The organism is Myceligenerans cantabricum (assembly GCF_054777735.1).
On sequence record NZ_BAAHAJ010000011.1, the window covers coordinates 392,213 to 416,885 of the forward strand.

19 protein-coding genes and 1 tRNA gene are annotated in these 24,673 nt (G+C 72.4%); 7 read left to right on the plus strand and 13 right to left on the minus strand.

All coding sequences use genetic code 11. The annotated features are described in order from the left end of the window. Nucleotides 1–147: 147 nt before the first annotated feature. The gene (locus tag ACYU96_RS16375; RefSeq protein ID WP_460755761.1) at nucleotides 148–606 is read left to right on the plus strand and encodes a VapA/VapB family virulence-associated protein; all 459 of its coding nucleotides are present in this window, start codon (nucleotides 148–150) and stop codon (nucleotides 604–606) included. A gap of 272 nt (nucleotides 607–878) precedes the next feature. Beyond that, nucleotides 879–966: transfer RNA gene (locus ACYU96_RS16380), tRNA-Ser, on the plus strand. Nucleotides 967–1,242: 276 nt separating this feature from the next. Here the strand turns inward: ACYU96_RS16380 and ACYU96_RS16385 are convergent. After that, the gene (locus ACYU96_RS16385) at nucleotides 1,243–2,382 is read right to left on the minus strand and encodes an arabinan endo-1,5-alpha-L-arabinosidase (RefSeq protein WP_460755763.1); all 1,140 of its coding nucleotides are present in this window, start codon (nucleotides 2,380–2,382) and stop codon (nucleotides 1,243–1,245) included. 132 nt (nucleotides 2,383–2,514) lie between these two features. Between ACYU96_RS16385 and ACYU96_RS16390 the strand changes: the two genes are divergently transcribed. Continuing rightward, entirely contained in the window at nucleotides 2,515–3,426 is a 912-nt protein-coding gene (locus tag ACYU96_RS16390) for a Sir2 family NAD-dependent protein deacetylase (RefSeq protein WP_460755766.1), read from the plus strand. A 104-nt stretch (nucleotides 3,427–3,530) separates the two neighbouring features. Beyond that, nucleotides 3,531–4,568, plus strand: a complete 1,038-nt coding sequence (locus ACYU96_RS16395) for a transglutaminase domain-containing protein (RefSeq protein WP_460755768.1) — start codon at nucleotides 3,531–3,533, stop codon at nucleotides 4,566–4,568. A 12-nt stretch (nucleotides 4,569–4,580) separates the two neighbouring features. On the opposite strand, the gene ACYU96_RS16400 is transcribed toward ACYU96_RS16395, so the two are convergent. Beyond that, nucleotides 4,581–5,018, minus strand: coding sequence for a nucleoside deaminase (locus tag ACYU96_RS16400; RefSeq protein WP_460755905.1), 438 nt, complete (start codon nucleotides 5,016–5,018; stop codon nucleotides 4,581–4,583). 156 nt (nucleotides 5,019–5,174) lie between these two features. Here ACYU96_RS16400 and upp point away from each other — a divergent pair, with 156 nt between their 5' ends. Then, nucleotides 5,175–5,810 (plus strand): uracil phosphoribosyltransferase, encoded by a 636-nt coding sequence (gene upp / locus ACYU96_RS16405; protein WP_460755771.1) that lies wholly within the window; start codon nucleotides 5,175–5,177, stop codon nucleotides 5,808–5,810. Nucleotides 5,811–5,885: 75 nt separating this feature from the next. Here upp and ACYU96_RS16410 read toward each other — a convergent pair whose 3' ends face one another. Then, complete coding sequence (locus ACYU96_RS16410) at nucleotides 5,886–9,749, minus strand: sigma-70 family RNA polymerase sigma factor (RefSeq protein ID WP_460755773.1); 3,864 nt, start codon at nucleotides 9,747–9,749, stop codon at nucleotides 5,886–5,888. Between the two features lie 198 nt (nucleotides 9,750–9,947). Here ACYU96_RS16410 and ACYU96_RS16415 point away from each other — a divergent pair, with 198 nt between their 5' ends. Beyond that, a complete protein-coding gene (locus ACYU96_RS16415) occupies nucleotides 9,948–10,715 on the plus strand; it encodes a hypothetical protein (RefSeq protein ID WP_460755776.1) in 768 nt (255 codons plus the stop codon). Nucleotides 10,716–10,806: 91 nt separating this feature from the next. On the opposite strand, the gene ACYU96_RS16420 is transcribed toward ACYU96_RS16415, so the two are convergent. The 6 genes from ACYU96_RS16420 to ACYU96_RS16445 form a co-directional block, all read right to left on the minus strand. Beyond that, nucleotides 10,807–11,115 (minus strand): DUF1540 domain-containing protein, encoded by a 309-nt coding sequence (locus ACYU96_RS16420; protein WP_460755778.1) that lies wholly within the window; start codon nucleotides 11,113–11,115, stop codon nucleotides 10,807–10,809. A gap of 172 nt (nucleotides 11,116–11,287) precedes the next feature. Further along, the gene (locus tag ACYU96_RS16425; RefSeq protein WP_460755781.1) at nucleotides 11,288–11,761 is read right to left on the minus strand and encodes a heat shock protein transcriptional repressor HspR; all 474 of its coding nucleotides are present in this window, start codon (nucleotides 11,759–11,761) and stop codon (nucleotides 11,288–11,290) included. Between the two features lie 97 nt (nucleotides 11,762–11,858). After that, the gene (locus ACYU96_RS16430) at nucleotides 11,859–12,854 is read right to left on the minus strand and encodes a DnaJ C-terminal domain-containing protein (RefSeq protein ID WP_460755784.1); all 996 of its coding nucleotides are present in this window, start codon (nucleotides 12,852–12,854) and stop codon (nucleotides 11,859–11,861) included. 90 nt (nucleotides 12,855–12,944) lie between these two features. Further along, nucleotides 12,945–13,625, minus strand: coding sequence for a nucleotide exchange factor GrpE (grpE, locus tag ACYU96_RS16435; RefSeq protein ID WP_460755787.1), 681 nt, complete (start codon nucleotides 13,623–13,625; stop codon nucleotides 12,945–12,947). Then, nucleotides 13,622–15,493, minus strand: a complete 1,872-nt coding sequence (gene dnaK / locus ACYU96_RS16440; protein ID WP_460755791.1) for a molecular chaperone DnaK — start codon at nucleotides 15,491–15,493, stop codon at nucleotides 13,622–13,624. Before dnaK ends, grpE begins: the two co-directional genes overlap by 4 nt. A 130-nt stretch (nucleotides 15,494–15,623) precedes the next feature. Then, nucleotides 15,624–17,891 carry a hypothetical protein gene (locus ACYU96_RS16445; RefSeq protein ID WP_460755794.1) on the minus strand — a complete coding sequence of 756 codons (2,268 nt, stop codon included), beginning with the start codon at nucleotides 17,889–17,891 and terminating at the stop codon, nucleotides 15,624–15,626. 348 nt (nucleotides 17,892–18,239) lie between these two features. Between ACYU96_RS16445 and ACYU96_RS16450 the strand changes: the two genes are divergently transcribed. After that, nucleotides 18,240–18,512, plus strand: a complete 273-nt coding sequence (locus ACYU96_RS16450; RefSeq protein WP_460755796.1) for a hypothetical protein — start codon at nucleotides 18,240–18,242, stop codon at nucleotides 18,510–18,512. A gap of 74 nt (nucleotides 18,513–18,586) precedes the next feature. Here ACYU96_RS16450 and ACYU96_RS16455 read toward each other — a convergent pair whose 3' ends face one another. The 4 genes from ACYU96_RS16455 to ACYU96_RS16470 all read right to left on the minus strand — a co-directional run bounded on the left by ACYU96_RS16455 (nucleotide 18,587) and on the right by ACYU96_RS16470 (nucleotide 24,474). After that, nucleotides 18,587–19,780: a dipeptidase gene (locus ACYU96_RS16455; RefSeq protein WP_460755799.1), complete on the minus strand. Its 1,194-nt coding sequence runs from the start codon at nucleotides 19,778–19,780 to the stop codon at nucleotides 18,587–18,589. Nucleotides 19,781–19,843: 63 nt separating this feature from the next. Further along, on the minus strand, nucleotides 19,844–20,713 hold the full coding sequence (locus ACYU96_RS16460) for a universal stress protein (protein WP_460755802.1): 870 nt from the start codon (nucleotides 20,711–20,713) through the stop codon (nucleotides 19,844–19,846). Nucleotides 20,714–20,897: 184 nt separating this feature from the next. After that, nucleotides 20,898–21,257, minus strand: a complete 360-nt coding sequence (locus ACYU96_RS16465; protein WP_460755804.1) for an RNA-binding S4 domain-containing protein — start codon at nucleotides 21,255–21,257, stop codon at nucleotides 20,898–20,900. Nucleotides 21,258–21,348: 91 nt separating this feature from the next. Further along, the gene (locus ACYU96_RS16470) at nucleotides 21,349–24,474 is read right to left on the minus strand and encodes a S8 family serine peptidase (RefSeq protein ID WP_460755807.1); all 3,126 of its coding nucleotides are present in this window, start codon (nucleotides 24,472–24,474) and stop codon (nucleotides 21,349–21,351) included. Nucleotides 24,475–24,673: the final 199 nt, after the last annotated feature.

The window sequence follows — 24,673 nt, forward strand, 5'->3', positions numbered from 1 at the left end:
ATCCGACCCCCGCGTGGACAGCCAGGAAAGCCTCTGCCTAGTTTTGACGTGCCTCCCGAGAAGGCACGAGGCAGATATCGGCGCCACGGCAAGGGCCCTGAACGGCCGGATGCCAGGCGCCGCACCACAGGGGAAAGGGGAAAGCACATGGTTGACGAGACCGTGCAGAGAACCGACGTCACGGTGGATCGGGACCGCATCGCCGAGGAATTCGCGGCGCGCATGACCGGAAAGCTCGAGCAGGAGAAGATCGATGCCGCGGTGGTGGCGCTCCGGACGACCACCGCGACCTACCCGGCCACCTGCGCCCTGGCCGGCGCCATCTTCTACCTCAACGTCCAGATCACGATGGAGCAGGACGGTGAGCAGTTCAACGGCGACTCCGGCGGCTTCGGGAGCCCGGGCGGAAACGTCATGTGGGGCGACGTCTACACCGACGACCTCAACCGGCTCTACGCCGCGACCGAGACCTTCGAGCTCAACGCGACCCCGGTCTACACGAGCGTGATGTTCTTCGACGGCAGCTCCAACTTCCTCGGCCACTTCGAGTCCGGAGGGATCGGGACCATCCTGGGCGTGTACGGCGGCAAGGGGTCCTGGTCGTAGCACCGGGACGCTACGCACCACCGGATCCGGGACACCGCGCCCCTGACCGGCCTCGCGCCGGTCAGGGGCGCGGCCTCGAGCACGGCGCGACGCCGGAGAAGTGCTCGTCGACCCACACGGGGGCCTCGTGCCCCCGGAGGCCCGGGTGAAGCCGTCGCCGCCGATCGTCTTCCCGGCGGGAGGAGGCGGCGCCATCCAGCGGGTCGAGCTATCGATTGGGCGATCCGGAGCCTGAGCAGGTATCCTGCTACGGCCCGCTTCGGTGGGCACCAGGTAGCGTGTCCGAGCGGCCTAAGGAGCACGCCTCGAAAGCGTGTGTGGGTTAACAGTCCACCGTGGGTTCAAATCCCACCGCTACCGCACTTTTTGAAGGAGTCGAGCCTCTGACCGGCAGAAACACTGGTCAGAGGCTCGATTCTTCGGGCTTGCTCCCCGGAGAAGTCCCAGAAGAGGGGACGACGAGCTCGCCGGGCTGATCTCCCTGATCGCGGTCATCAACGCCTACAACCGGATCAACGTCCTGGCCGGCACCCCGGCCGGCAGCTACCGGCCGGGCGACTTCGCCTGAGGACCACGCGGCACACGGGCTCCCGCCCGGCGGCATGCCGGACGGGGGCCCGTTTCGCACCGCCGTCGTCAGTAGACGGTGGGCCAGCCGTTGTCGTACCGCAGCAGGTTGATCCCCAGCTGCGCCACGCCGTCGTCACGGTAGTAGTGGTAGAAGATGGCGTCCGCGTCGGAGTCGGCGAGCACCGTCTGGTGACCCGGCCCGTGGACCGAGCCCTGGCTCGCGAGGATCTCGGTGCCGCCGCCGCTCATCATGGACGTCCCGTTGCGGTCGACGTACGGCCCGGTGACCGACGTCGACCGCCCCACCATCACGCGGTAGGTCGAGTCGGCCCCCTGGCAGCACCGGTCGAACGACACGAACAGGTAGTAGTAGCCGTCCCGGTGGTGGATGGTCGGCGCCTCGATCGCGCCGCCGCCGCGGCTCGCGATGCTGTGGAGGTCCGAGCCGGACCGCAGGCCTGTCGACGCGTCGAGCCGGATCATCTTGAGGCCGGACCAGAACGAGCCGAAGCTCATCCACCAGGTCCCGTTCTCGTCCTCGGTCACGGCGGGGTCGATGGCGTTGAAGTCGTCGCTCGTGCCGGACTCGATGACCACGCCCCGGTCGGTCCACGACCCCGACGCGCCCGACGGGCTGGTCGCGAGGAAGATGGCCGACCGGTTGGACCCGAAAGACGACGCCGAGTACCACAGGTAGTACCGGCCGTTCGCGTACCTGAGCTCGGGCGCCCAGAGGTTGCGCGCGCCGCCGGTGTACCTGTCGGCCCAGGGCGTGCCGTTCGGGAAGGCGGCGCCGACGTCGTTCCACCGCGTGCGGTCGCTCGACGTCTTGAGCCCGACGCCGTTCGCGGTGAACGCCAGCAGGTAGGTGCCGTCCGGCTTCTTGATCACCTCGGGGTCGTGGGCGAACGTGTCGCCCGTGACGACTCCGGGGCCCGGGTAGGCGGCCGCGCCGACGTCTCCGGAGGCGTCGTCGTCGGCGGTGACCTCGGCGACGGCGTCGGCGGTCGCGACGGCGGTCGCGCCGGCGGTCGCGCCGGCGGTGACCGTCACCGCGTCGCTTCCGACCAGCCCGACGGCGACGTCGCCGTCGGCGGACGCCGCCGTGGCCGGGGCCACGAGCGACGCCATGACGAGAGCCGGCACCGCGAGCAGCATCGTTGCTGCCCTGGGCCCTCGCCAGGAGTGCGCGAATACAGATTCCATGACATCTCCTCGTTGCGGTGTGATCGCTCACACGTGCAGGGTGAAATCCAGGTTTGCATCGATGTAAATCGCTGTCAAGCACTCCGGCCGGCCGAGCTTCACCCCACCCGCACCACTCAGTAGGCTCGGAGGGTGCAGCCCCTCTCGCGCCCCACCACCTGGCAGCCCGAGCCCGTCGAGGTTGCGCTCACGAGCGTCGACGACGCCGTCCGCACGCTCGCAGGCACCCGGTTCGTGGCGCTGACCGGCGCGGGCATCTCCACGGACTCCGGGATCCCCGACTATCGCGGCCCCGACTCGCCGCCGCGCAACCCCATGACCTACCAGCAGTTCGTGGGCGACGCCGCGTTCCGCCGGCACTACTGGGCCCGCAACCACGTGGGCTGGCAGCACATGCACCGCACCGAGCCGAACGCGGGGCACCGCGCGCTCGTGCGGCTCGAGGAGCGCGGCCTCCTCGCCGGGACGATCACGCAGAACGTCGACCTCCTGCACGAGGAGGCCGGCGCCCGCAACGTCATCGACCTGCACGGACGCTACGACCGGGTGATCTGCCTGTCCTGCGCCCGGGTGGTACCGCGCGCACAGCTCGCTGCGCGTCTCGACGCGCTCAACCCGGGCTTCGCGGACTCGGTCGGCACCGTGGGCGACATCGAGATCGCCCCCGACGCCGACGCCGTCATCTCCGCCACCGCCCACTTCCGGCCCGCGCCCTGCGACTCCTGCGGCGGGATCCTCAAGCCCGAGATCGTCTACTTCGGCGAGAACGTGCCGCGCACCCGTGTCGCGGCCGCGTACGCGATGGTCGACGACGCCGAGTCCCTCCTCGTGGCCGGCACCTCCCTCACCGTGATGAGCGGCCTGCGGTTCGTGAGGCGCGCGGCACGGGACGGCAAACCGGTGGTCATCGTGAACCGGGGTGCGACCCGCGGCGACGCGCACGCCACCGTGAAGGTCGACGACGGGACGAGCGCCGTCCTGGCAGAGCTCGACGCGCGCCTGCCGGGCCCGCCCGCCGACCGCATGCCGGGCCCGCCCCGCTGACCGCCGCCCGCCGATACCCGCAGGTTTCAGTCACTAGCCCACCAAACAAGGATTTTGCTAGCGTCGTCGCACCGCAATCTCAAGGACCTTGAAGGGACGACGACGTGCCTGCTCCGAGCCTCGGCGACTGGGCGACCCACAGCCCGTACAGCAACCCCGCGCCGCACACCGACCTCCTGACCGCCATCCGGCCCGAACCGTCCGCCGTGCACGCCGCGGCGTGCGCCACCGTGGTGCACTACCGGGACGAGAACCTCCCCGGCGGCCCCACCCCGGACCAGTGGCACGACGTCGACCGCCGCTGGCTGTCGGCCACCCTCGACGCCGCGACCGAGCGTGCGCCCGGCCCGCTCGACACACCCCGCGAGCCCGCGCAGCAGGTCGCCGGCTGCTGCCGCGACCACACGCTGTTCTCGCTCGGGGTGCTGCGCAGCCACGGCGTCCCGGCGCGTTCACGGATCGGCTTCGCCGGCTACCTCCAGCCCGGCTTCGAGGCGGACCACGTGGTCGTCGAGCACTGGGACGGCACCCGCTGGGTGCGCTGGGACCCGGAGCTCGCCCCCGGTGAGGAGCTGGGCTTCGACCCGTACGACATGCCCTCCAGCGTCACCCGCGACCCGGCGTCGGACCTCGACCAGCCGTTCGTCACCGCGGCACAGGCCTGGCTCGCGATCCGGGCCGGGGTGGCCGATCCGGCGTCGTTCGGCGTGGCCGGCCTGCCCGAGCTCTCCGGCCAGGACTTCGTGCGGCGCTACGTGCTCCTGGAGGTGGCCCACCGGCACCGCGACGAGCTGCTGCTGTGGGACATGTGGGGACCGATCATCGGGACGGTCCCCGACGACCTCCCCGGCGCGGGAACCGGCAAGCAGGCCGCCGCTGCGGCGGGGATGCTCGGCCTGGACATCTCGACCGACGAGTTCGACGCGCTCGCCGACGAGCTCGCCCATCTCCTGGTCGCCGCCGACGCCGGGGACGACGTCGCCGCCGAACAGCTCGCCGAGCTCTACGACGGCGACCACCGGCTGCACCCCGGTACCCGCGTGGGCACGTTGTCCCCGTCGGACCGCAGCGGCATCACGGACCTGGCGACCCGCACCACGCAGTGGCGGCTGGACGGGGCGCCGTCGCGTCAGGCCGGCTGACCCCTCCGGGCGTCAGCCGCTGCGGCGGGTGGCGAAGAAGGTACGCAGAAGGGCGCCGCACTCGTCCGCACGGATCCCCGCGATCACCTCGACCTCGTGGTTCGACCGGCGGTCGCGGACGAGGTCCCAGACCGAGCCCGTCGCCCCGGCCTTCGCGTCCCATGCGCCCAGGACCAGGCGTGACACTCTCGCCAGCACGAGTGCGCCCGCGCACATCACGCACGGCTCGAGCGTCACGACGAGCGTGCAGCCCGCGAGCCGCCACTCGCCCCGGGCCGTGGCCGCCGCCCGCAGGGCGAGCACCTCGGCGTGCGCGGTCGGGTCGCCGCCCGCCTCGCGCTCGTTGTGCCCGACGGCGATCGTGCGCCCGGCCTCGTCCAGCACCACTGCGCCCACCGGCACGTCGTCGGACCCGAGCGCCTTGCCGGCCTCGGCGAGAGCGGCTTCCATCGCGGACTCCCACACCGCGGTCCGCTCGGCCCGCGTCGCCCCCGGGAACCCGTCGCTCATGCGGCCCAGCCTAGAAGGTCTCGCCGGCCCGTGGCGTGCGCCGTACCGTGCGCCCGGCGGTCGGATGTCCCGTGGCCAGGCCGGTACCGTGGGGCCATGCGCCTGCACGTTGCCGACCATCCGCTGGTGGACCACAAGCTCACCGTCCTGCGGGACGAGACCACCCCGTCCGCCACGTTCCGTCTGCTGGTGGACGAGCTCGTCACCCTGCTCGCCTACGAGGCCACCCGGGGCATCGCCACGGAGCCCAAGGAGATCACCACCCCGGTCACCACGATGACCGGGACGACGCTCGCCTCCCCCGCACCGCTCGTGGTGCCGATCCTGCGTGCCGGACTCGGCATGCTCGACGGCATGACGCGCCTGCTCCCGACGGCGGAGGTCGGCTTCCTCGGGATGATGCGCGACGAGGAGACCCTGCAGGCGGTCACCTACGCCAACCGGCTGCCCGAAGACCTGACCGGCAGGCACGTTTTCCTGCTCGACCCGATGCTCGCCACGGGCGGCACCCTGGTCGCAGCGATCGACTACGTGTTCGCGCGCGGTGCGCGCGAGGTCACGGCCGTGTGCCTGCTCGCGGCGCCCGAAGGTCTCCGGGCCGTCGAGGAGCAGGTGGGCGACCGGGTCGACACGGAGATCGTCGTCGCTGCGGTGGACGAGCGGCTCAACGAGAAGGCGTACATCGTGCCCGGCCTCGGCGACGCGGGCGACCGCCTGTACGGCGTGGTCTGAGGCCGTCGACCGGGAAAGCCCCGGGTCGGCAGGCCCGGGGTGTGCCGGCGCTCCGGACCCCGGAGGGCTCCGGCCTCAGCCCTCCGTCTCCTCGCTCTCCGCCTGCTCGTCGATCGTCACGAGGTCGACGGACTCCCCGGAGGCCTCGCCCGTCGGATCGCTCGACTCCCACCCCTGCCTGGGATAGGGCTCCTGGCTCCCACCGGAGCCACCGCCCACCGACGGGCCGGAGCCCCCGCCGGACGAGACCGAGCCGTCGCCCTGGTTCGTCGCAGGCCGCTCGACCTGCTCGCCGGTTCCGTCGTCCTCGTCCTTGCAGCCGCCGTTGAACCAGGCGGTGATCCAGCTCGTCGCGCCCGAGCCGCTGGTGCAGCTCGTCGTGGGCTCGCAGGCGATCGGCGCCACGTCATGGCTCTGTGCCACCGTGCGCGTCCTGCCCTCGAACTCCCGGCTGAGCCGGACCAGCACCTCCGGATCGCGGTCCAGCGCCACCGGTCCGCGCAGGACGAGCGTCGCGGCACCGTTCGCGGGTACCTCGGCCTCTTCGCCCTGGCGCCCGGAGTATGGCCGGACGAGCGCACCGGTCCAGGTGCTGCCGCCCACGTTGCGCACGACGGCCTCCACCTGCGCCGTACCGTTCACGCACTGTGCCTCGAGCCCGGCCTCGACCGACTTCCCCGGCCATCCGACGTCGGCGCACGAGGTGAACGTCACGTCCACGGTCGCGAGCTGATCGCCGCCCGTCGTCGTCAGCGCCATCCGGTCGGTGCCCCACGGCACCCGGACGTCCATGGTCCCGGTCTTCCCGGCCTCGACCTGGAGCGTGGTCTCGCCCATCCGGAAGGTGACCGGAAGGGTCGACCCGGTGTTGTCGACCGGCACCTGGAAGGTCCCGACCGAGGCACCGCGGGCGCTGTCGTACGTGCAGTCCGCGTTCATGGTGCGGGAAGGAGCCGTGTACGACGGCGCGATCACGGCCCGGCCGTACTTCGCCTCCGGACGCGACCCCGGTTCCGCCGACCGGACGGGCGGGTCGCCGTCCCTGTCGAACGTCCAGCGAGCCAGACGGAAGGTCGCCTGACCGGGATCCGTGCGGTCCTGACCGGTGGCCACCGTGAACGTCCCGAGCTCACCCGGCGGGACGGTCTTGGTCTCCGAGACGAGGCGGCCCGACTTCACCCGCACCGCCATCTCGACCCGCATCGGCTCGTCCGACTTGTTCGAGAGCGTGCCCTGGATGCCGACCCGGCCGCCGGCGTTCACCGTCACGGCCTTCGCGCTGGACTCCCAGGACGGGTTGTAGCAGTCGGTGTCGGGGAAGCCGCCCGCGGGCACCCGGTGCTGGTAGGTGACCCCTTCCACCGTCCGGGAGAGCACCCAGGTCGCGGCGCCCTTCGGCACGCGGATGCCCTCGTCGCGACGGAGCGTCACGCGCTCGCCCGGTCCGAGCGGGTCGGCGTGGACGGCCTTCTTGCCCTCCACCTCCAGCTCGACGGACACGGTCCGCGCGGTCCCGTTGGTGTAGGTGCCGGACACCTCGGCCTTGGCCACCTTCAGCCCGCCGGTCGCGACGCACGTGGAGGAGAGATCGCCGACGCCCCCGGAGGCACCGGTCCACGCCGGCGTCACGGAGACCTGGGCGCGGGCGTCCTGCGTGTGGTTCGCACCCACCGGAGCCACGCTCGCCGTCCCTTCGGAGCTCTCGACGGAGGACTGAGGGCTCGGCGGGACGGCCACGACCTGGAGCGCCAGGTCCTGCCAGGCTCCCGGCGCGAGCGCCAGCGGCTCATGGGGTGCGCAGGACCAGGTGCGCGACTCGCCGGCCGTGCAGGTGAGCGCCTCCTGCGCCGCGGCCGGGCGGACGCCGCCGGGCAGCGTCACCGACATCGACCAGCCCTTCGCCGCGCCCTGGTCACCGGTGTTCCCGATCCGCACGGGCAGGACACCGCTGCCCGGGGACGCGAGGTCGGTGGCCTGCGTCTGCGCGGAGAGCTCCGGCCCGAACGACATGACCTCGCGCACGGGGAGCGCGATGGACCGCGCGTCGATGCCGTCCGCCCGCAGCTCGGCGCCGATCGGGTAGGTTCCGCCGCCCTGTGCGCGCACGGTGACCTGCACCTCGCGCGCCTCTCCGGCGCCCACGGGCCCGACGTCGCAGAACACCACGCCGGGCTCGGAGCCCGGCGTGCAGAGGGTCCGGACGGGGGTGACAGGGCTGGACGGACCGATGGCCGACGGGGCAGGACCGCCGGTCGCGCCCGAGGCCTCGGATCCGATGCCGGTCCCGGAGGCGGACGCGTCACTCTCTCCGGCCGGCACGACCGTGTCGCCGCCGGCCGCCGACAGGTCGCCATCGGCCGCGGAGGTGTCTCCGGTCGCGGACGCGTCTCCGGCGGCCTCGCCGTCGGTCTCAGGAGCGGGGTCGATGGTGACGAGCGCCGGGGCGATCCCGGCGCCGGACGCCCCTTCCGGCGCGGCCGGCGACATCCCCTCGGGCAGCATGAGCCGCAGCGTGGTCCCGGTGACGTCCGTGCTGCCGCCGTTCGTCACCGAGACCACGAGGTTCTGCGCACGGCGCGGCTCCAGGGGCGCACCGGAGTCCGCGAAGCTCAGCGTGAAGTCCTCCGCCCCGGTGACCGGGAGCAGGTTGCTCGGCCCGGTGGCGTCCTCAGCGGGCGCCCTGGACGGCTCGGTGCCCGACGACGGCAGCGACGACGGCGGCGTCGGGATCCCCGTCGCCGCCACGACGACCGGGTCCGGGTCGCCCGTCTCCCCCTCGGCCGGTGCGCCCATCAGCTGCAGTGCGGCGACGACACCCACCGCCGCGACCGTGATCGCACCGGCGGCGATGGCCCCGGTCGTCGCCGCGGCGCCGCCCGCACCGACCACGCCGACCGCGGTCGCACCCGCCGTCGCGCCCACGACTCCGGCCGCCGTACCCGCCCCCGACGCCCCCGCCGTGGCGGCCGTCGCGCCGGCTGCCGCCGTGCTCGTGCCCGCCGCGACCGAGGTCGTGCCCACACCGGTGCTCGCTCCGGCGGCCGCGCCGCTCGCGGCACCGCCGCCGGCCGACGCTCCCGCGGTGCTGCCCGCGGACGCCGACGCCGCCTTGACCGCCGCCGCCAGGCTGGCGCCCAGCGGGATCGCCGACCCGACCAACGCGAGCCCGGCCGCGCCCAGCACGAGCGGTGCGACCACGCACTTCATCCCGTGCGCGACGTCGGCCAGCTCCAGGACGAGCGCACTGCACGTGCCACACGTGGCCAGGTGGGACTCGATCCGCGTCTTCTCCCGCTGGGAGAGGCTGTCGCGGACGTAGCCGCCGAGGTGCGGGTTCACCACCCGGCAGGTGTCCGACGGCGCATGGGTGAGGTGCTGCTGCAGGTAGCCGTCGCGCAGGGCGTCCTTCGCCCGGTACAGGAGCGCGGAGACGCCGTTCGCCGTGAGCCCGAGGACGGGCGCGACCTGAGCGGGCTTGAGGTCGTCGACCAGGCAGTACCAGAGCACCTCCCGCCACCGCTCGGGGAGGGCGAAGTAGGCGCGCGACACGACGGAACGCTCGAAGCCTTCAAGCGCGGGGTCCTCCGACGACGCGACCCTGCCGAGCGCGGCCTCGATCTCCTCGTCCTCGGTCGGCCGCATGCGGCTGGCGCCACGGGAGACGTCGTAGGCGCGGTGGCGGACCACCGTGTAGAGGTAGGTGCGGAATCCGCTGTCGGGACCCGCGCCCCGGCGCAGCATCTCGTACAGCTTCGAGAAGGCGTCGGCGACGACGTCCTCGGCGTCGCCGGGCTTCACGTACTGCCGGGCCAGGGCGCGCGCGGCCGCGGCATGGCGTGTGTAGAGCGCGCCGAATGCCTCCCGGTCGCCTGACCTGACCTGGAAGATCAGCTCAGCATCACTCGGCGCATCACCTGCGCCGCGATCCACTTGCGTCACGTTGCCAACCTCGCCGCCTCTGTGTCGCGCCCATTCGACAAGGGCCGTTCCCGGTCCCCTGAACACACTTGACAGATCAGACTATAGGGCCTCGCACCTCGAACAGGGGAGGGTGAAAGTGCGGATGAAATCGACCAGCAGGTGGTCTCAGTCGCCAATTTATGCGTCATGATGTACCTCCGTGGGGGTCCAACAATCATGAGCGAGTCGCAGCAGAAGGCGCGGAACCCCATCCGCAGCCTGCGTGAACGCTGGCGTGACGAGAGTCTGGCCACCGTGTGGATCCGTCCTGGGGACTGGTATCACCCGGCGGTCGAGGCCCTCGTGGAAGCGGTGGCGGCCGGCCGGCCGGCGGGGGGGCCTGCCGAGCGTCTTGGTGCTGCCCGCGCCGCCGTCGGCGCCGGGATCGCCGAGACGCTCGACGACGTCATGGTCCTCTTCGGCGTCGCTTCCATGCCGGTCCCCCCGCACATCATGCGTGCGGTCGCGGTGGGATGGGTGGCGGAGACGGAGCGCGTCCCGCTCCAGGTGACCGCGCACGACCCGGCGACCGGCCTACCCACCGGCGAGTACCTCGGCGAACGCCTGCGGGAGACGTACGGCGCCACGCAGCGCGAGGGCAGCCAGGTCTCCTCGACGCACTGCCTGCTGATGCTCGACGTCGGCATCGACGACCTCGACACGTGGCAGCGCCTCGCCCGGTCCGCAGCGATCGGACGCACGCTGCACCAGGTCTTCGGCGAGGGGCACCCCATGGCCGCCATCAGCGACGCCACCTACGCGGTGCTGTGCGAGCGCGGCCCGGCGACCGCCGACATGGGGCACGCGCTGCGTCGCGTCGTCGAGCGCAACGCCGAGGTGCTGGGCCTGACCGCAGAGGTGCGGCGCCCGACCCGGGTCTGGCTGGAACGCCTCCCGGACACGCACGAGGCGGCCCTGATGCTGCTGACACACCTGAGCCGCTGAGCCGGGAGGGACCGCGCGGTCTGGCACCGCGTGGTCAGCACGTCTCGCGCTCAGGTGGTCAGGCGGTCGCTCAGCCCTGCGCGCGCGACGATCAGGCAGTCTCGAACGTGAGGCAGTCCGCGTGGCCAGGGTCCTCAGGGCCCGCACCGACGCGGATCGAGCTGGCCGTGCACTCCAGGTGCTGGTTGTGTGCGCACTCGCCCCGCTGGCACGCACCGACGTGGGCGATGACCTTCTCCAGGCCGCCCTTGTCGCTCAGCGGGATGAACGTCGCGCAGGCGGCGTCGCCAGAACGCCCGGCGATGGTCACCGCCCCGGCGTGACAGCCGTGGTCGTGGTTGTATCCGCAGCCGTCGACCGAGCACTCGGCGACCTCGGGCATCTCCATCAAAGTGCTCATGCTTGTCTCCCCGGTCCGTCGGTACGCCCGAGAGACTCCCCGGGCACTCCCGTGGTTACCCGGCCAACATATTCCAGAATCTCGTGACCGTACAGCCAGGAAAGCCTTACCTGAACATTTCCCGGCGCGATTTCCGGGCAGCTTTACTTAAGAAATAGTTGCATCAGGGAAATCACCGGCGGTCGGCCCGGTGCGGCCGCCAGAGCACAAGCGCGCCGGACGTCCTCGCGCGCCGTCCCCCCTCGGCCCGTTCCACCACCGCTTCCTCGACGTAGACCTCGCCACGCCGCACGCGACGCCCCCGCGGCACCACGACCACGTCACCGCTCGGCCCCGCGGCGAAGACCCGTCCCGTCTGCTGCAGCTGGACCAGCGCCTCGTGGAGCCGCTCCTCCAGCATCGACACATGGGCCTCGAGGTCGAGGATGCGCTTGATGCCCGCGAGGTTGACGCCGTCGCCCTGGGCGAGCTCCTGGACCTGCCGCAGCCGGGCGACGTCCCGCCGGGAGTAGCGGCGGCCCCGGCCGCGCGTGCGCCGGGGCACGACCAGCCCCAGCCGGTCGTACTGCCGCAGCGTCTGAGCGTGCATCCCGGCGAGCTCGGCCGCCTGGGACACGGTCAGCACGGGTGCGTCGTCGGCCGCCATGGGGACCTCCTCTGCCCTCGCGGATCGTGTATCGAGCCAGGCTACCCGGGCCGGGCGGACGCCCGGCCGGTGCGGCCGACGTACGGCTCCTCCTCGTCTACTCTTCGGCCCGCGCCACCAGGTCGGCACGCGGATCGGTACCGTCGTTCGCGGCCGTGAACGCGTTCAGCGCGTCCTTGGCCTTCTTGCTCAGCTTCTGCGGCACGACGACCTGCACGGTCACGAGCAGGTCTCCCGTCGTGCGCGCGGTGCGGACGCCGCGGCCCTTGGCCCGCAGCACCTTGCCCGACGGCGTCCCGGCAGGCAGCTTCAGCTTCACGGTCTCGCCCGACGGCGTCGGGACCTCCACCGTGGCGCCCAGCGTCGCCTCCGGAAACGTCACCGGCAGCGTGAGGCGCACGTTCGCGCCGTCGAGCGTGAACACCGGGTGTGCCGTGACGTGCACGATGACCAGGAGGTCCCCGGCCTCGCCGCCACCGGCGCCGGGCCGGCCCTTGCCGCGCAGCCGGATCTTCTGCCCGTCGTTGACGCCGGCGGGAATCCGCACGGTGAGCTTGCGGCCGTCGACCATCAGGTCGACCGTCGCACCCTCCAGGGCGGTGCGGAACGGCACCGTGGTGGCCGCCTGGACGTCCGAGCCGCGCGCCGGCGCGCGGAACCCTGCGGGTGCGCCGCCGCCCCCGAACATGCCCCCGAGGATGTCCTCGAAGCCCGGGCCGCCCTGAGCGGCCCCGGGGCCCGTCTGCGTGTACCGCATGCGCGGCCCGGCGCCCCCGCCACCGCCGAACATCGCCCCGAGGATGTCCTCGAAGCCGCTGGCGCTGCCGCCGCCGGGACCGGCGTTGAAGCGGGCGCCGCCGGCCATGGCGCGGATCGCGTCGTACTGCCGGCGCTGCTCAGGGTCGGAGAGCACCGCGTACGCCTCACCGATGGCCTTGAACCTCGACTCGGCCTGCTCGTCGCCCTGGTTCTGGTCCGGGTGGTAGGTCCGGGCCAGCTTGCGGTAGGCCTTCTTGATCGTCGCGTCGTCGGCGTCCTTGGGGACGCCGAGCTCGGCGTAGAAGTCCTTCTCCATCCAGTCCTGACCGGTCACGGCACCTCTTCTCTCCGTGTGAGTGGGGTGTTCGGCGCGGTGGCCGCCTTCGCGGTGGACGCGCCGAACACTCCGCTCACCACGCCGCTGTCACTCGGGGCCGACGACGCCGACGCGCGCCGCACGCACGACCTTCTCGCCGATCCGGTACCCGGGTTCGACGACGAGGCTCACCGTGGTGCTGGTCGCCTCGGCGTCGGTGTTGTGCATGAGTGCATCATGCACCTGCGGGTCGAACTCCTCGCCCACCTGGCCGAACCGCGCCACGCCGAACTTGGCGAGGGACTGGTCCAGCTTCTCCGCGATGGCCGCCATCGGACCGCTCAGCTCGCCGTGCTGCTTCGCCCGCTCGACGTCGTCGAGCACGGGGAGCAGCGCCGCCAGGACGTCCTGGACGCCCCGGTCCCGCGCGGCCTCCTGGTCGCGCAGGGCGCGGTTGCGGTAGTTGGTGAAGCTCGCACGCTCCCGCTGCAGCGCGTCGAGATGCCGTGCCGCCTCCGCCTTGGCGTCGAGCACGGCGGCGCTCTCCCCGGCCTCGGCGGACGGCTCGAAGTCGAGCGCGTCCAGCGGGTCGGCCGGAGCCGCGTCGTCGCCGGACCCGGCCTCGGCGGCGCCGCCCTGGGCATCGGACCCTGCGTCCGGTGCCGTACGCGGCGTCCCCGCCTCCGGGTCGACCTTGCGCTTGTCGGTGAACTCGAAGGGGCGCCCGCCCGAGCTCTCCGAGCCCTGGGGCTCCGGCTCGGGCGAGGCCTGCGGTGTCTGCTCGCTCACTTCTTGTCGCTCTCGTCGTCCACGATCTCGGCGTCGACGACGTCGTCGTCGGCGGCCGCCGGCTTCGGCTCGTCCGCCGGAGCACCGTCGGCACCCGGCTGGCCGCCCTCGGACTCTGCCGCGGCGTAGAGTGCCTGGCCGATCTTCTGGGACGAGACCCCGAGCTTCTCGTAGGCGGACTTGACGGCCTCGGCGTCCTCGCCCTCCAGGGCGGTCTTCACCTCGGCGACGTCCGCCTCGACCTCGGAGACCACGTCGGCCGGGAGCTTGTCACGGTTGTCCGCGATCTGCTTCTCCATGGAGTACGCGAAAGCCTCGGCCTGGTTGCGGGTGTCCGCCTCCTCGCGACGCTTCTTGTCCTCCTCGGCGTGCGCCTCCGCGTCCTTGACCATGCGGTCGATGTCGTCCTTCGGGAGGGCCGAGCCGCCGGTGATCTTCATGGACTGCTCCATGCCGGTACCGCGGTCCTTCGCGGACACGTGCACGATGCCGTTGGCGTCGATGTCGAACGTGACCTCGATCTGCGGCACGCCACGCGGGGCAGGGGCGATGCCGGTGAGCTCGAAGACACCCAGCGGCTTGTTGTCGCGGGTGAACTCGCGCTCGCCCTGGAACACCTGGATCGCCACGGACGGCTGGTTGTCGTCCGCCGTGGAGAAGACCTCGCTGCGCTTGGTCGGGATCGCGGTGTTGCGCTCGATGAGGCGCGTCATGACGCCGCCCTTGGTCTCGATGCCGAGCGACAGCGGGGTCACGTCGATGAGCAGGACGTCCTTGCGGTCACCCGAGATGACGCCGGCCTGCAGCGCGGCGCCGACGGCCACGACCTCGTCCGGGTTGACGCCCTTGTTGGGCTCCTTGCCGCCCGTGAGCTCCTTGACGACCTCGGTCACGGCCGGCATGCGGGTGGAACCACCCACGAGCACGACGTGGTCGATGTCCGACACCGAGATGCCCGCGTCACGGATCACGGCGTGGAACGGCTGCTTGGTGCGGTCGATGAGGTCCTGCGTCATCTGCTGGAACTGCGCCCGCGTGAGCTTCTCGTCCAGGTGGATGGGGCCGTTCTCGCTCATCGACAGGTACTGCATCGAGATGTTGGTGCTCGTCGCGGAGGAGAGCTCCTTCTTCGCCTGCTCGGCGGCCTCGCGGAGGCGCTGCAGGGCGATCTTGTCCTTGGACAGGTCGACGCCCTCGGAGTTCTTCACCTGCTTGATCAGGTGCTCGACGACGCGCTGGTCCCAGTCGTCGCCGCCCAGGCGGTTGTCGCCGGAGGTGGCGCGCACCTGGATGGTGGAGAAGTCGTCCTCGTCCTTGCCGACCTCGAGCAGGGAGACGTCGAACGTACCGCCACCCAGGTCGAAGACGAGGATCAGCTCGTCCTCCTTGCCCTTGTCCAGGCCGTAGGCGAGCGCGGCCGCGGTGGGCTCGTTGACGATGCGCTGCACCTCGAGGCCCGCGATCTGGCCGGCGTCCTTCGTGGACTGGCGCTCGGCGTCGTTGAAGTACGCCGGGACGGTGATGACGGCCTCGGTGACCGGCTCGCCGAGGTACTCCTCGGCGTCACGCTTCAGCTTGCCGAGGATGCGCGCCGAGATCTCCTGCGCGGTGTAGGTCTTGTCGTCGATGTCCTGCGTCCAGTCCGTGCCCATGTGGCGCTTGACGGACGAGATGGTGCGGTCGACGTTGGTGACGGCCTGGCGCTTCGCAACCTCGCCCACCAGGACCTCGCCGGTCTTGGAGAAGGCCACGACGGACGGCGTGGTGCGCGAGCCCTCCGCGTTCGCGATGACGGTGGGCTCGCCGCCCTCCAGGACGGTGACCACCGAGTTGGTGGTGCCCAGGTCGATGCCGACGGATCGGGACATGGTGTTCTCCTTCGCAGGGGGACGGCGGCGATGAGCACGGCCGCCGGTACGGGTTGAGTCTGCTGCGCTCAACTTATGCCCTCGGTCACCCGCTGGCAAACCGAACCGTCCAAAGTTGAGTCCGTCTGGCTCAACCTTGACGCTGTCCCCCGTATTCCTCCACGCCGTGCTCCTCCGTGTCGTGTCCCTCCGCGCCGCGCTCCTCCGCGCCGTCCTCGTCCGTCGCGAGCTCCTCGACAACGAGCTCCTCCGTAGCGCCCTCCTGCGCACCGTGCTCCTGCGCACCGTGCTCCCCGGGCGCGAACGGCTCTTCTGCCACGGTCGCGTCGGCCGGCGGCCACGGCGTCGCGTCCGCCACCGCGAGCGCCCGGGCCGCCCGGCGGCGTCGTCCCCGGATCACCAGCCGGGCCACGAGCAGCACGGCGCCGAGCGCGAGCAGCACGGCGAGGATGCCTGTCCACGTCGCGAGGCCCGCGAGCCGCGAAGCACGTGCGGCGCCCTCGGCGGCCGCCTCCAGGTCTCCGGCGGCCAGGTCCTGCACGGCGAGGTCCACGGCCGGCCGGGCGAACAGCACGAGCTCCCCCAGCTCCGTGACCGGGTCGCGGTCCGCGACCACCTCCTGCGCCGCAGCGCTCACCTCGCCCGTCACGTCGGCGGCCCGGGGCAGCGTCTCGGCGAGCTGGGCGTAGTCGGCGTCGGTCATCGCCGACTCGTAGACCTCGCGCACGGCGAACGGGGCGGGAAACCCTCCGGCGGCCGCGGCGTCCTGCACCCGCCCTGCTGCCTCGACCGCGTCGCCGAGGTCGTCCTGCGCGGTGCTCGCGTCGGCGAACCGCCAGGTCGTCATCGCTCGGCGGATGCCGGCCGGCGGCTGCCACTCGCCGTCGGCCTCGTCGAGCGCGAAGTAGGCCTTGCGGGCGTCCGCGCGGGGCGCGAGCTGCGCCTTCTCCTGCTTCGTCAGCACCCACGTGCGCAGCGTCCCGGCGGCGCCCTGGGCGTCCGTGCGGTTCTCCAGCAGGTCCAGCAGCCGCCGCCAGTCGGTGACGCCGAAGCTCCGGGTACCGGGCTCCTCGTACGCGGACTCGCCCGCGAGGATCGCCGAGACGATGCCGGCGAGCTCCTCGTCGTCGAGGCCCGCCAGGAGCGCCTCGACGGCCGCCGCGGACGCGGTGTAGGCGTAGTCCTCGGTCTGGTCGTCCATGTCGAAGTCCCAGGAGAGGTCGGTCCAGGTGCTCAGGGCCAGGGAGCCGGCCCCGTCACGGGCGGTCTTCGGCCGCTCGGGCTTCCCGCCGGTCCGCTCCACGACCCGTCGCGCCACGGCCTCGGTGAGGCCTTCCTGCAGCCACCGTCCCTCGACGGTGTCGCCGTTCACCCAGGTGTGCGTCAGCTCGTGGTAGAAGAGCTGTGCGTCGAGGTCCTCGCCGACGACGATCTCCTCACGCCGCCCGTCGTACCAGGCGTAGCCGACGATCTCCGGGGAGACGTCCTCCCGGATCTGTCGCAGCCCGCCCGGCCACTCCTGGCCGATCACGTCCTCGAGGACGGGCAGGCCTTCGTCGAGCTTCTTCCGGACGAAGGACGTCCACTTCTTGTCGCCGGGGAAGCTGAGCAGCGTCAGGTCCTCGCCGGCCACGTCGACCTGCGTCTTGTCGGCCTGGTCGGGGTTGCGCAGCGAGACCGGGGACCAGATCCCGTACTCGTCGGTCACTGAGCTCGCGGACCAGGTGGCCTGCCCGTCCACGCGCGACTCGGCGAAGTCCCCGGCCATGGTCGTGAGCTCCATCGAGGACGGCGCGACGATCTCCACGCTCACCGCGCCCGGGTCGCCGACCGCCTGCGCCTGGAACGTCGCGTACCCCTTGCCGACGCGGGTGTACCCCGCGGAGCGGATGGGGTCGCCCGGGATCGTGTAGCTCCAGTCGATGGTCCGGCTCTGCCCGTACAGCAGGTTCGAGAAGGAGGCCATCGCCCAGTTCGTGAACTCGTCCTCCGTGGGTTCGAACCGCACCGGGAGCGACTGCCCGCTGCTCGTCGCCCGGATGTCCCGGGCCCCCTTCGGGACGGGGATCCCGTGGGCGTTCCAGTAGAAGTACTGGCGCCCTTGGTCCGGCTTGACGTTCCGCACGGTGGTGCTCACCGTCGCCCGCACGGTCCGGGACTTCGCGTCGTACACGTACCGGCTGTGCGACTCCTCCGTCAGCCCGTCGGCAGCGAGGGCGGGGAGCGCGGCGCCGGGCAACGCGACGGCGTGCGAGGTGTCGGCGGGCACCGTGACACCGGCCGCCGAGACCTCGCTCGGCGGCACACGGTCGGCGGCGGCCGCGGGCACGGCGAGCACGCCGAGAGCGGTGCCGCCAACGACGACGGCCAGCACAGCGCTCGCCGTTCTCTCCGCCACGGTGGCGAGACTCTTCCTGACCTGGCCCATCTGCGGTTTTCCACCCGTCCTCACGTCTTGCCGTCCTGCCGCGAACCGGCGGGTCGATCGCTTGCAGACTTGTCGGCAGAGCGCCTCCTGGTCAAGCCAGATCGCCTCGTTCCCGGGTGAAACGGAGGTATTTCACCCGGGTGGCCGAGGGGGCGCCGCGGTGCCGGGCCGGCCCCGGGCCGAGCGGTCTGCCACGCAGCATCGTCGCGCCGACAGGCGCGAGGGCGCGAGGTGCGGTACACAAGTGCCACGGTCGGACGCGCGCAGGGGGCGCGTCGGGTCCGGCCTCTCACGAGTTGTGGCCACCAGGGGGTTCACATGGCAAGCGTCCAGGGCAGTTCGTTGTCGATCGCTCTCCTCACCTCGTTGCTGGACCCGGAGGAAGAAGGTCTGCGCTCGCCGTTGGTCCAGGACCTCCTGGACGAGGCTCTCAACACCCGGGGCGAGGCCCGCGACGTCATGGTCGCGCTGCTCGCGGCGTCGGGCTCGATGCTCCGGCAGATCAGCGACCACAACGGTGACGAGCCGCTCGAGTCGCTGCAGAAGGTGGCGCTCGGCTTCCAGAAGAAGGTCGTCGAGCTGGGCTCCTGAACCGCCGTCGTCGCGCCCCACCCGAGCATCCGGTCCGGCAGCGCGCCGGGCTCCGGTGCACGAGCGAGCGACCGTCAGGCGACGAGCCGCTCCGTGCTCGGCGCCCGCTCGGCGGCGACCCGCTCGGCCGCGCACTCGGCGCCGTGCAGCACGCGGAGCATGTTGCCGCTGGTGAGCTTCGCCAGGTCCGCGTCGGACCAGCCGCGTTCGGCCAGCGCCGCGAGCAGGTTGGGGTAGCCCGACACGTCCTCGATCCCGGGAGCGAAACCGCCGGCCCCGTCGTAGTCGCCACCGAGGCCCACGTGGTCGGGCCCCGCGACGTCGCGCACGTGCTCGATGTGGGCGACGACGTCGTCCAGCGTCGTCGGCGGCATCGGGTGCGCCACCTTCCACTCGTCGGTGAACGCCCTGTACTCGGGGATGCCGGCAGGGTCGATCCCCTGAGCGCGTGCGGCGGCGGCCGCCGCGGCGTGCCAGTCGCCGACGGCCGGGCTCACGAAGCCCGGCACGAACGTCACCATGCACAGCCCGCCGTTGTCGCCAAGGCGCGCGAGCACGTCGTCGGGCACGTTCCGCGGCACGTCGCAGACGGCGCGCGCCGAGCTGTGGGAGAACATCACCGGCGCCTCGGTCACGTCGAGGGCGGCACGCATGGTGTCGGCCGAGACGTGCGACAGGTCGACGAGCATCCCGAGCCGGTTCATCTCCCGCACCACCCCGGCCCCGAACTCGCTCAGACCGCCGTGCCGGGGCTCGTCCGTGGCGGAGTCCGCCCACGGGGTGTTGTGGTTGTGCGTGAGAGTCATGTAACGCACGCCGAGCTCGTACAGCATGCGCAGCGTGCCGAGCGAGGAGTCGATGGCCTGGCCGCCCTCCGCGCCCATGAGCGAGGCGATGCGGCCGGCCGCCCAGGCCTTCTCGACCTCGTCGGCCGTCAGGGCGAGCGCGAACGTGTCCGGCCAGGTGGCGACGAGCCGCCGCACCGCGTCGATCTGCTCGAGCGTCGCGGTGACCGCCGCGCTGCCCGGCAGGTCCGACGGCGCGTACACGGACCAGAACTGCGCGCCCACGCCGCCGGCCCGCAGCCGCGCGACGTCCGTGTGCGTCCGTCCGGACGTCCCCGCGCCGATGTCGAGCGCCGACCAGTCGTAGCCGGTCTGGTCGCGCGCTTCCCAGGCCAGGTCGTTGTGGCCGTCCCAGACGGGGTGTCGTTCCAGCAGTGCGGCGATGCGGTCGGCGACGGCCGACGACGGTGTGGGCGCAGGCATGTCCGTCACGCTACCCGAGCACCGCCGCCGGGCCCGGTCGCTCGCGGGCCCGGGCGGCGCCGATCACCCGACCTTGATCACCATGACCGGGCAGGTCGCCTCCCGCACGACGCGGTCGGCCACCGAGCCGAGGATCCTGCCCGCCACCCGGGAGTGCCGCCGCCCGCCGACGACCACCAGGTCGGAGGGCGACGCGCCGTGCAGCAGGACGGACGCGGCCGGACCACCGCGGACCTCCAGCGCGGCGCGGACGCCGGGGAACTTCTCCGACCACTTCCGGATCTCCTGCTCGAGGCGGTCGTGCGTCTCCGTCCGCTCGGCCGCCTCGAACGTCTCGTACTCCCGCAGCCCGTCGCCGAGCAGCGACACGTCCAGCGCGTGCACGACGTCGAGCCGGCACCCGCACGACTCCGCCTCCGCGAACGCGCGCTCCAGGACGCGGCCGGCGTCCTCGGGCCGGTCCACGCCAGCCACGACCCGCTCCGGTCCGTGGGCCCCGGTCTCGGCCGGGATCACGACGACGGGCCCGTGCGCGCGCGCCACCACGGCCCCGGACGCCGATCCCAGCAGCGCCCGGCTCACCCTGCCGAGGCCGCGCCGGCCCAGGACCACCAGGTCCGAGGTGCGAGAACGCTCCGCGAGCAGCGCGCTCGGGGAGCCGACCGCAGTCAGGAGCTCGGCAGCGTGGCCGCCGGGGCGGACCTCGCCGAGGCGGTCCGCGGCGCGGCGGAGCGCCTCGTCCGCCGCCGCGCGCACGTCGATGTCCTTGACCTGCAGACCGGGCGTCGGGTCCTGCTCGGGCTCGTACGCGGCGAGGACGGTGAGCCGGGCGTCGTGCCGGGTGGCGGTGGACGCGGCCCAGTCGAGCGCGGTCAGGCTCTCCGGAGAGCCGTCGACACCGACGACCACTCCGCGGTCCCACGTGCTGTTCATCGATCTCTCCTCTCGTCAGCCCCCTGCACCCACCACGACACCAGAACGCCACCAGCCCCCGACAGGGCCGTTCGTCTCTGCCGACCGGGGACGATGGTCCCGACGGCGCAGGGCCGTCGGTCAGCGGCCGCCGAGCGGAGCCGCGCCGAGCAGCCCGTGAGGAACGCGACCTGGACGCGTCGTCTCAGCGCCGACGGCCGCGCAGGCGATCGATCTCACGCCGCTCGCGCTTGGTGGGGCGCCCGGCGCCACGGTCCCGCACGCCCACCGCTTCCCGCTCCACGCGCGTCGGGAGCGGCTCGCTGTGGTCCAGGTACGCCTTCACGGCCGCGGGCGCGCCGACCCGCTTCGGCAGCAGCTCCACCACCTCGACGTCGCGCCCGCGCAGCGCGTCACGCCAGGTGACACGATCCCCGACGGCGACGCTCGACGCCGGCTTGGCGGGTCTCCCGTTGATCCGTACCCGCCCGGCCCGGCACGCGCCCGCCGAGACGGAACGGCTCTTGAACAACCGGACAGCCCACAGCCAGACGTCGACTCGCATTCCCCCATCCTCCCAAACGCGGCCGCCGAGGTGGTCACCTGGCCGGCCAGGTGACCACCTCGGCGGCGGCGGGACAGGGAGGATCCGTGCGTCAGCTCACCCGGGTCCAGGTGCAGCCGCCCGTCTCGAAGGCGCGGGCGCCCGACGGCATCGTCAGCGTCGTCGGCTCGGTGACGGTCCCGGACCTGATGACGTGTGCCCCGCTGCGGTTGCCCGTCGTCTCCTTGAGGATCGCGTAGTAGCACGGCACACCGTCCGCCGCCGACGGCCCCGCCGTCCTGTAGGTGCCGCGCTCCAGCTGGTCGCCGAGGATCCAGACGCCCTCCGCGGGAGTCGTGCTGCGAGCCTTCGTCATCCCGGGGAAGTACTTCGTCCACGCGCCGCAGCCGTCGGACCAGAAGACCCAGTCGTTGGACTTCACCGTGGCGACGCGCGGGCCGGAACCGTAGTCCGCACCGAGCCGGTTCGTCGGGGACGCCCACCGCTCCCACACGCACAGCGAGGACCCTGCCCTGGCCGTGTAGGTTCCCGCGGGGACGTCGACGTTGTCACCTTCCGGGATCCTGATGGGGCCACCCACCGCTGGGGTCTTGTCGCTGAGACGCGGCGTCGTCGCATATCCCGAACGACGTGCCGTGACCTGCACCGTGATGCGCTTCTTGTGCTGCGGGCCCTTGAGCTTGAGGGACTTGCCTGTCGCACCCGAGATGGGCCGGCCGTCGGCGAACCACTGGTAGGACAGGCCCGCCGGGCTCGGCTTCCAGTGTCCGGGCTTCGCAGTCAGCTTTCCCCCGACGCCGAGCGTGCCCGACATCCCCGGCCGGTACGTCGTGGAGAACTCCTTGCCGACCTTCAGGCCCTTGCTCGTGTCCCACGCACTCCGGTATCCCGCGCGGTAGCCCTTGACGGTGACGCTGAGGGTCTTGCCCTTGTGCTTCGCGGGCACCTTGTACTTGGCGCCGGTCGCTCCGCTGATCTTCGACCCGTTCACCTTCCACTGGTAGGTGGTCCGGGTGCGTCCCGGCGTCCACTGGGCAGCGACCGCCTTGAGCGTCCTGCCCACGGCAGGTGTCCCCTGGATCCGCGGGGTCGAGGCGGAGAAGACACCGGAGGCCACGGTGCTGCCGCCGAACGTCTGCTTCACGTTCTCGTAGCCCGGGTGCCGGGCGACGAAGGTCACCTTCAGCGTCTTCCCGCGCACCGACGCCGTCGGCTTGTAGGCGAACTTCGTGGCACCGCTGATGTCCTTGCCGTTCGCCTTCCACCGGTACGTGAACCGGGTGCCGGAGGGCCAGGCGGTCCCGGCCTTCGCCCGGAGGACTGCCCCGACACGCACGGCCCCGGAGATCCAGCCGCCGCCGCTCATCGTGCCCGGCGCGACGGCCGCCGTCGGCGCGCTGGTCCGGGCGGTGGGCAGGCGACCGTCGGCCCGGCCGACGACGCTCACCGAGATCTTCTTGCCGACCTCTGCCGGCTTGATCCTGTAGGTACGCTTCGTGGCGCCGGAGATCATCTCCCCGGTCCCGTCCCCGTCCCGGTCCACACGCCACTGGTACTCCAGGTTCGCGGCGGGGACCCAGGCACCGCCGTCGGCGACCGCGGTCAGCGTCTGCCCGACCGTGGCGGTCCCGGTCACGGCCGGGTCCGGCGTGACGTCGAACTCCATGGCCTGCGCGAGGTCGTACGCGGCCAGGACGTCGAGCGTGCCCTCGCCGTACACGTTGTTGTCGTCGGCCGTGCCGCCGCACCCCAGGGCGGCGCTGCCACCGACGTCGACCGCGGAGTCGTCCAGGATCGCGCGGGTCCGGGGCACGTCGCCGACCAGCTCGGGCACCGCGCTCCAGAGCAGCGCGACGGCACCCGCCACGTGCGGCGCGGCCATCGACGTGCCGGACAGCCGTCCCAGCCGTCCTCCCGGCAGCGACGACAGGATGCCGACGCCCGGCGCGGTGATGTCCGGCTTCACGTCGCCGCCCTGGCCCGGGCCGCGCGAGGAGAACTCCGCGACGGTGCCCGACACCTGCAGCGCTCCGACCGCGTAGCTGGCCGAGCGCGAAGCAGGCGCCCCCGAGGTGTCGCAGCCGAGCTCGCCGTCGTTCCCGTTGGCGAAGGTCGAGAAGATTCCCGCGGCCTCCCAGGCCGTGATGACGTCCTCCATGAAGGGGTCGGTCGAGAACGAGTAGCCCCAGGAGTTGTTCACGACGTGCGGCCGCTCGGCGGGGTCCGGGGCGCTCCCGTCGACCCGGGTGGGCGCGAGGATCCACTGCCCCGAGCTGATCAGGGCGGCGTCCGCGCAGAGGTCGGCGCAGCCGTTGGCGGCGATCCACTGGGCGTCGGGGGCGACGCCGAAGGCACGCCGGGTCCCGTTCCAGGACGCCGCGCCGCCGATCATCGTGCCCATCGTGTGCGTGCCGTGGCCGTCGGAGTCGCCGGGAGCACTCAGTCCCTCACCGGCGGCGTCGTACCAGTTGTAGTCGCTCCCGGACGTCACGCCGCGGTAGGCGTCCCGGACGCTCGTCAGCCCCCGGTCCACGCCGGTGTCGACGTTCGACACGACGATGCCCTCGCCGGTGATGCCCTGTGCCCACAGGTCGTCCGCGTTGATCGCCTCGATACCGACGATGGGCGCGCCGTCGACGGCCAGGTCCGCCGCCGCGTCGTCGCCGGCCTCGTCCGCGGGCTCGTCGACCGGTTCCGGCAGGGCGTACCGCGTCGTCGGCCGGACCTCGAGGATCTCCGCGTCCGCGGCGAGCTCGGTGGCCAGGTCCAGCGAGCCGCCCTCGACGAGGATGGCGTTCGTGGCCCACTGCGCCGTGTACGCGACGCCGGAACGCTCGAGCTCGGCGATCGTCGCGGCCTGCGACTCCTCCGCCGTCGCCGACAGCGTCTCGAACACGTACTCGCCGCGCTCGGCCCAGTCGGTGATGCCGTAGGCGGCCGAGAGGTCTGCCTCGTCGCCGAACCGCAGCCAGAAGTCGGTGGTGCCACGCACGGCGAACCTCTTGCGCGCGGCGGCGGTGATCTTGTCCGCGGGCGACACGTCCCCGGGCAGGACGCGGGTGGACGCGCCGGGAGCCTCGCCGGGCGACCCGGGTGGGCTCGTCCGGAAGGTGGGGGCCTCGCTCGGCGCGGTGACGTCGTCGAGCGGGGCGGCGACGGCGGCCCCTGGCGTCGCCAGGAGAGCCGCGGCGGCCACCGGCACGACGACGCGGGACATCATGGGATGCATAGAAATACTCCGGGGAGAGTGCGAGAGGCGCCCGATCCTGGGCGCTGCGCCCGCCGTCAGCGGCGGGGCAGGAAAACCATATCCGCACTCACCGGAATTCCCGCGCCATTTCCCTTGATTTCACCCGCGAAGGGTGAAAAGCCATGCTGGCACGACATTCTTGCGAAGGCGGGCCGGAAATGACCCA

Bases quoted from the DNA above. Each gene is read 5' to 3' on its own strand.
- upp (WP_460755771.1), top strand. From the start codon at position 5,175: ATGCGCCTGCACGTTGCCGACCATCCGCTGGTGGACCACAAGCTCACC.
- ACYU96_RS16465 (WP_460755804.1), bottom strand. From the start codon at position 21,257: ATGCGAGTCGACGTCTGGCTGTGGGCTGTCCGGTTGTTCAAGAGCCGT.
- ACYU96_RS16460 (WP_460755802.1), bottom strand. From the start codon at position 20,713: ATGAACAGCACGTGGGACCGCGGAGTGGTCGTCGGTGTCGACGGCTCT.
- ACYU96_RS16385 (WP_460755763.1), bottom strand. From the start codon at position 2,382: ATGGAATCTGTATTCGCGCACTCCTGGCGAGGGCCCAGGGCAGCAACG.
- ACYU96_RS16425 (WP_460755781.1), bottom strand. From the start codon at position 11,761: ATGGCGGCCGACGACGCACCCGTGCTGACCGTGTCCCAGGCGGCCGAG.
- ACYU96_RS16450 (WP_460755796.1), top strand. From the start codon at position 18,240: ATGGCAAGCGTCCAGGGCAGTTCGTTGTCGATCGCTCTCCTCACCTCG.
- ACYU96_RS16470 (WP_460755807.1), bottom strand. From the start codon at position 24,474: ATGTCCCGCGTCGTCGTGCCGGTGGCCGCCGCGGCTCTCCTGGCGACG.
- ACYU96_RS16420 (WP_460755778.1), bottom strand. From the start codon at position 11,115: ATGAGCACTTTGATGGAGATGCCCGAGGTCGCCGAGTGCTCGGTCGAC.
- ACYU96_RS16415 (WP_460755776.1), top strand. From the start codon at position 9,948: ATGAGCGAGTCGCAGCAGAAGGCGCGGAACCCCATCCGCAGCCTGCGT.
- ACYU96_RS16375 (WP_460755761.1), top strand. From the start codon at position 148: ATGGTTGACGAGACCGTGCAGAGAACCGACGTCACGGTGGATCGGGAC.
- ACYU96_RS16455 (WP_460755799.1), bottom strand. From the start codon at position 19,780: ATGCCTGCGCCCACACCGTCGTCGGCCGTCGCCGACCGCATCGCCGCA.
- ACYU96_RS16400 (WP_460755905.1), bottom strand. From the start codon at position 5,018: ATGGAAGCCGCTCTCGCCGAGGCCGGCAAGGCGCTCGGGTCCGACGAC.
- dnaK (WP_460755791.1), bottom strand. From the start codon at position 15,493: ATGTCCCGATCCGTCGGCATCGACCTGGGCACCACCAACTCGGTGGTC.